Here is a 4155-nt window from a genome sequence, read left to right as displayed (position 1 = left end):
GGTTTGTGCAACAAAGCCATTGCCAATTATATGTTCCATAACAAGGATTTCCCTGTTTTGAATAACCATGAGGTCTATGTTCATGAGATTTAAATCCACTTTCATCAAGATAGATGATTGGGTGTTGATACCTTAATCGGTTTAAATCTTTTAAATACTGCTCTCTGAGTTCTGTTTTTGCTTTCGGGTGCAGTAAGGTCTTTTTTTAACTGTGATATTTAGATCCTTGAGCGCATCTCCAATTGTAGAAATACCACAACCAAAACGAGCAGCGCGTTCATATTGATAATCATCAGGATATTGCTCAACATCTGCACGTAAGGCATCATCATCAACTTTAGATGGTTTTCTTGGTCGAGTTCTTTTTATTTCGATTCGCTTTTTTCCATTCGACAATTGTATTTTTATCAATTTCGAAGTGCTGAGCAACCGCTCGAATAGATTGGCCTTCTTCAAGCTTGGCTAATATTTTCTTTCTAAAATGTATTGGATAACTCATATCGGTATTGTATTGGTTTTTTTGCGTGCTTACTATATGGACACGGGTGCGGCGATGAGGTGCTCAAGCACTTTGCTGCACGGTTGAGGGAACACATTCGCGCAACCGACATGGCTGCCCGGATTGGGGGGAGGAATTCGCTGTGTTGTTGGAAGCGGCATCGATTGAAGACGCCCAAGTATGGGCGGAGCGATTTCGTCAAGACGTTGCGACGACAGCGGTGGTGTGTGGAGAGGTGTCGATCAGCTATAGCGCCAGCATGGGGGTGGCCCCCCTTGACGTCTGCTTAAACTCTTCCGAGCAGGTGATGCAGCAGGCGGACAGCGCGCTCTACCAGGCAAAAAGACAAGGGCGCAACCAAGTTGTGGGCGCACAAGTATTTCAGAATTGAGAGGAATGGCGATGAAGGAAAAGCAACTGGACCCGATCAAAACATTTCGTGCCCAATGGGCAGTGATGACGTTCTACGAGCGCTTCGAACAGGTGATCGCGCTCGCGCTGTCCGCAATCATTGCCGTGATCATCGTGGTCTCGCTGCTGCAGCTGATCTCGATCGTCTTCAGCCTGCTGGTCATCGATGCGTTCAATCCGCTCGATCACAAGGTCTTCCAGACCGTGTTCGGCATGATCATGACGCTGCTCATCGCCATGGAGTTTAAGCATTCCATCGTGCGGGTGGCCTTGCGCCGCGATAGCATCATCCAAGTCAAGACGGTGATCCTGATCGGGCTGATCGCCCTGGCGCGCAAGTTCGTGATCCTCGACCCGGAGACCAGCCCCGCCAAGATCGCGGCGCTCGCAGGCGCGATGCTGGCCCTCGGGGCGACTTACTGGCTGCTGCGCGAGCGCGATGACCGGGCCGCTGGGGAAAGCCCAAATGAGCCATCGTGATCGGCGCCACGCGCAGGCTGCCGGCGCGCGGCATCGCTGGCTCAATCGCCTGCAAACCGCGCTGTTGGTGCTGACCCTGCTCGGGATTGCCGCCGTCGCCGGCAGCCTGCTGTTGGGTGACAGCGCTCTGTGGCTGGCGCTGGCGGCCGCGGGGTTCACCCTGCTGCTCGAACCGGCGGCGGCTTCCGGGCTGACCCTGCGGCTGTATGGCGCACGCCCTCTGCACCCGAATGAAGCGCCCGATCTTTGGGCTGTGTTGCGCGAACTGGCGGCGCGGGCCGGGTTGCCTGCCGTGCCGGTACCGCACTACGTGCCCAGCGGGGTCGTCAACGCCTTCGCCACCGGTACGAAGCATCACGCGGCCATCGCGCTGACCGACGGTCTGCTGCGTAGCCTCACGCTCCGCGAGTTGACCGGCGTGCTCGGCCACGAAATCGCGCATATTGCGAACGAGGATTTGCGTGTCATGGGGCTGGCCGATTCCATCAGCCGGCTCACCCATCTTCTGGCCTTGTTGGGGCAAATCATGCTCCTCTTCAGCCTGCCGGCCTTACTGTGGGGCACAGTCGCTATCCAGTGGCCGGCGCTGCTGTTGCTGGCCGTTTCGCCGCAGCTCGCGCTGCTGGCGCAACTGGGTTTGTCGCGGGTGCGCGAATTCGACGCCGACCGGCTCACCGCCGAATTGACCGGCGACCCACAGGGATTGGCTTTGGCGCTCGCCAAGATCGAGCGGGAGAGTCGCGCCTGGCTGCTGCCCGGATGGGGCAACCCGGAACCCTCCTGGTTGCGCACGCATCCGGCGACGCCAGAGCGCATCCAACGCTTGCGGGAATTGGCTGATTCGATGGCACCGCAACCGCTTCATTCCAGCCCATTTCTGCCGGACATCCCCTTGGCGCCACGCCCACCGCGTTGGCGCGCCAGCGGTGTCTGGCGCTGATTTCAACAAGGAGAATGGCATGACCTACCCCGATCTCAACAGCCGCCCGGCGCCGGACCGATTCATCCGGCGCTGGCTCGTCATCACTGGCTGCATCGCCGCACTCATGCTGCTGTGGCAGTTCTTGCCTGCCATCGAAGCCTGGTTCAGTCCGCGCGAAGCGGCCGAGCGCACGGTGACACCGCGTGGTGATCTGGCGGCAGACGAGCAGACCACCATCCAACTGTTCGAGAAATCGCGCGGGTCGGTGGTTTACATCACCACGGCGCAACTGGTGCGTGACGTCTGGTCGCGCAATGTCTTTTCCGTGCCGCGCGGCACCGGCTCCGGCTTCATCTGGGACGATGCCGGCCACGTGGTGACCAACTTCCACGTCATCCAGGGGGCATCGTCTGCCACGGTCAAACTGGCCGACGGTCGCGATTATCAGGCTGCGCTGGTGGGCGCCAGCCCCGAGCACGACATCGCCGTGCTCAAGATCGGCGTCGGCTTCAAGCGCCCGCCAGCTGTGCCGGTGGGCACCAGTGCCGACCTCAAGGTCGGGCAGAAAGTGTTCGCTATCGGCAATCCCTTCGGATTGGACTGGACGCTCACCACCGGCATCGTCTCGGCGCTCGACCGCACCCTCGACGGCGAAGGGGGCGGGCCTGCCATCGATCACCTGATCCAGACCGACGCCGCTATCAACCCCGGCAACTCCGGCGGCCCGCTGCTCGATTCGGCTGGGCGGCTGATCGGCATCAACACCGCCATCTACAGCCCTTCGGGCGCGTCCGCTGGCATCGGTTTCGCTGTGCCGGTGGATACCGTCATGCGCGTGGTGCCGCAACTCATAAAGACCGGCAAGTACATCCGTCCGGCGCTGGGCATCGAGGTGGATGAGCAGCTCAACGCGCGTCTGCAGGCGCTGACCGGTAGTAAGGGCGTATTCGTATTGCGCGTGACGCCGGGCTCGGTGGCGCACAGGGCCGGGCTCGTCGGCGTCGAGGTCACCGCAGGCGGCATCGTGCCCGGCGATCGCGTTATCAGCATCGACGGTATCGCCGTCGACGACGTCACCACATTACAGGCCCGGCTAGACGACAAGAACGTTGGAGATGTTGTGGTCTTGTTAGTGGAGCGGGCCGGCAAGACTCGCGAGATGCTTGTGGAACTACAACCGGGAGTTTGATGGAAAGTGGGTCATGGATCTGCACAGCGAAGCAGTCAAGCGACTTCAGCCTTGCGCCGAACTACGAGCCCTAGCTAGTGCAGTGGGGGGAAGGCTGTTTAGGTTAAATGGATATAAGGGAGTCATTTTTGATTGTGTTTTTAAAAGAAGATGTTGATTTTTTTGGGTAAGCATTTAGGGCGTCCAAGGGTTGGAGCAGTTGGCACGGATGAGAGAGCTCAATGCTCGCTAGGGATTGGATCTATGTGTTTTTTCTGACTGACTGCTTACGTGTTGGAACGGGCAACATCGGAAAAGGATGAATTTTTATTTTCACCATTTACCGTATTTTTCGAGCCTGGGCGAAAATTAGGATGATACTTTAGCGCCCTTAATCATTCTCCCATGAAAGGCAAAACGATCCAGTCTCGGGTGTAAGTGCTCACAACATACTGATATAAAATGGATTTTTTATGAATAGGAGAGCGCGCGACGTTTCTCTCTGTTTTTAGGGTTAGGATGAAACTTAACCTTGGTGAAAGATGTGACCAAGATTATGACTAGATTAATAAGTCTTTATTTTTAAAGACTTATTTTATATTTTCTTTTAGTCATAATTTTAGTCATAAAATATAGAAAAACTAGATCAAAATAGGCTTTGAAAATTTCTCGCAC

3 protein-coding genes and 2 pseudogenes are annotated in these 4155 nt (G+C 56.5%); 4 read left to right on the top strand and 1 reads right to left on the bottom strand.

Annotation, left to right across the window (positions count from 1 at the left end):
• Positions 1-150: 150 nt before the first annotated feature.
• A pseudogene (locus RFW85_RS09735) lies at positions 151-499 on the bottom strand (IS630 transposase-related protein).
• A 59-nt stretch (positions 500-558) separates the two neighbouring features.
• Here RFW85_RS09735 and RFW85_RS09730 point away from each other — a divergent pair.
• The 4 genes and pseudogenes from RFW85_RS09730 (at position 559) to RFW85_RS09715 (ending at position 3501) form a co-directional block, all read left to right on the top strand.
• Positions 559-890, top strand: a pseudogene (locus RFW85_RS09730) (GGDEF domain-containing protein).
• Positions 891-901: 11 nt separating this feature from the next.
• Entirely contained in the window at positions 902-1390 is a 489-nt protein-coding gene (locus RFW85_RS09725; RefSeq protein WP_005130182.1) for a phosphate-starvation-inducible PsiE family protein, read from the top strand.
• Positions 1377-2330: a zinc metalloprotease HtpX gene (locus RFW85_RS09720; RefSeq protein WP_005130184.1), complete on the top strand. Its 954-nt coding sequence runs from the start codon at positions 1377-1379 to the stop codon at positions 2328-2330. Before RFW85_RS09725 ends, RFW85_RS09720 begins: the two co-directional genes overlap by 14 nt.
• A 19-nt stretch (positions 2331-2349) precedes the next feature.
• A complete protein-coding gene (locus tag RFW85_RS09715) occupies positions 2350-3501 on the top strand; it encodes a S1C family serine protease (protein ID WP_000221973.1) in 1152 nt (383 codons plus the stop codon).
• Positions 3502-4155: the final 654 nt, after the last annotated feature.

Origin of the sequence: Acinetobacter sp. 12966, assembly GCF_031196995.1 — a bacterium.
GTDB lineage: Bacteria > Pseudomonadota > Gammaproteobacteria > Pseudomonadales > Moraxellaceae > Acinetobacter > Acinetobacter geminorum.
Note: the sequence above shows the minus strand (reverse complement) of the source record. Positions and strands in the feature narration are given on the sequence as shown.

What these genes read in the sequence shown, in the direction of transcription:
- RFW85_RS09725 (WP_005130182.1), top strand. Translation starts at nt 902, where the DNA reads ATGAAGGAAAAGCAACTGGACCCGATCAAAACATTTCGTGCCCAATGG.
- RFW85_RS09720 (WP_005130184.1), top strand. Translation starts at nt 1,377, where the DNA reads ATGAGCCATCGTGATCGGCGCCACGCGCAGGCTGCCGGCGCGCGGCAT.
- RFW85_RS09715 (WP_000221973.1), top strand. Translation starts at nt 2,350, where the DNA reads ATGACCTACCCCGATCTCAACAGCCGCCCGGCGCCGGACCGATTCATC.